The following is a 1,095-nucleotide window of genomic DNA, read 5'->3' as shown; positions in this document are numbered from 1 at the left end:
TGCCGGGTCGCGTCGCGATCAACCTGTCTCCAGAACAGTTTGGCAACCCTCAGTTGATCGACTTTATGGAGAAGCTGCTGCGCACAACCGAACTTGATCCAAGTTGCATCACGTTTGAGCTAACTGAAAGCGCGGTGATGAGTGACAGCGAACATACGCTGCAAATGCTGAATGCGATTAAAAAGCTTGGCTTTGCTTTGTCGATCGACGACTTTGGCACTGGGTATTCGTCACTGTCGTATTTAGCTCGTTTCCCGATTGATGAACTAAAAATCGACCGAGCATTCATTAATGACATTGACGCCCTGCCAAAACAGGTGACCGTCATCGAGAACATCATCAACTTGGGCAAATCTTTGGAACTAACGGTCGTTGCAGAAGGCGTAGAAACGCATCAGCAAGCTACTTTGCTTTCCAACCTTCAATGCAACTCGATTCAAGGTTTTCATTTCTACCGACCTCAGCCAAAACATGAAATCGAAGAGTTGTTTGTGCAAAACCGCCGCCACAAAAACTGATCCCCCTACTTCGTCAAATCAAACCTTTACCCCTACTCTCAAGGGGTAAATATTGAGTTTATTGAGCTAAACCTAACTTAGGTCAAATTAGCTATTCATAATTCTTCATAAAATGCGGGCACCTTTTCCTTCTCTATGATTGTGAGCATATGGAACTCTTGTGTCCTGCGGGTAACCTGCCTGCGCTAAAAACCGCGATTGATTGCGGTGCAGATGCCGTGTACATCGGCTTCAAAGACGATACCAACGCGCGTCACTTTGCTGGTTTGAACTTCAACGGTAAAAAACTAGAAAAGGCCGTGCAATATGTGCATGACCACAACAAAAAGATCCACGTTGCACTCAATACCTTTGCTCATCCAAACGGTTTTGAACGCTGGACGAACGCCGTCGATAACGCAGCGGCATTGGGCGTAGATGCACTGATTGTCGCTGACATTGCTGTTCTTGAGTACGCTGCTCGCAAATACCCTGAGCTTGAGCTACACCTTTCCGTGCAAGCTTCTGCTACCAACGTAGCTGCGATTGATTTCTACAAGCAAAACTTCAACGTTAAACGTGTGGTATTGCCTCGCGT

At 46.5% G+C, this 1,095-nt stretch carries 2 protein-coding genes; both read left to right on the top strand.

The genetic code is table 11. From position 1 onward, the window contains the following. Positions 1-518, top strand: a 518-nt coding sequence (locus R7P35_RS25900) for an EAL domain-containing protein (RefSeq protein WP_318093323.1), incomplete at its 5' end; no start/stop codon positions are given. A gap of 149 nt (positions 519-667) precedes the next feature. Beyond that, positions 668-1,095 (top strand): peptidase U32 family protein (locus R7P35_RS25895; protein ID WP_318093321.1); only part of this gene is annotated, 428 nt, incomplete at its 3' end.

Origin of the sequence: Vibrio sp. Vb0304, from assembly GCF_033338995.1 — a bacterium.
In the GTDB taxonomy this organism is placed as follows: Bacteria; Pseudomonadota; Gammaproteobacteria; order Enterobacterales; family Vibrionaceae; genus Vibrio; species Vibrio alginolyticus.
The sequence above is the reverse complement of the archived record's forward strand: the minus strand, read 5'-3'. Positions and strand labels throughout refer to the sequence as shown.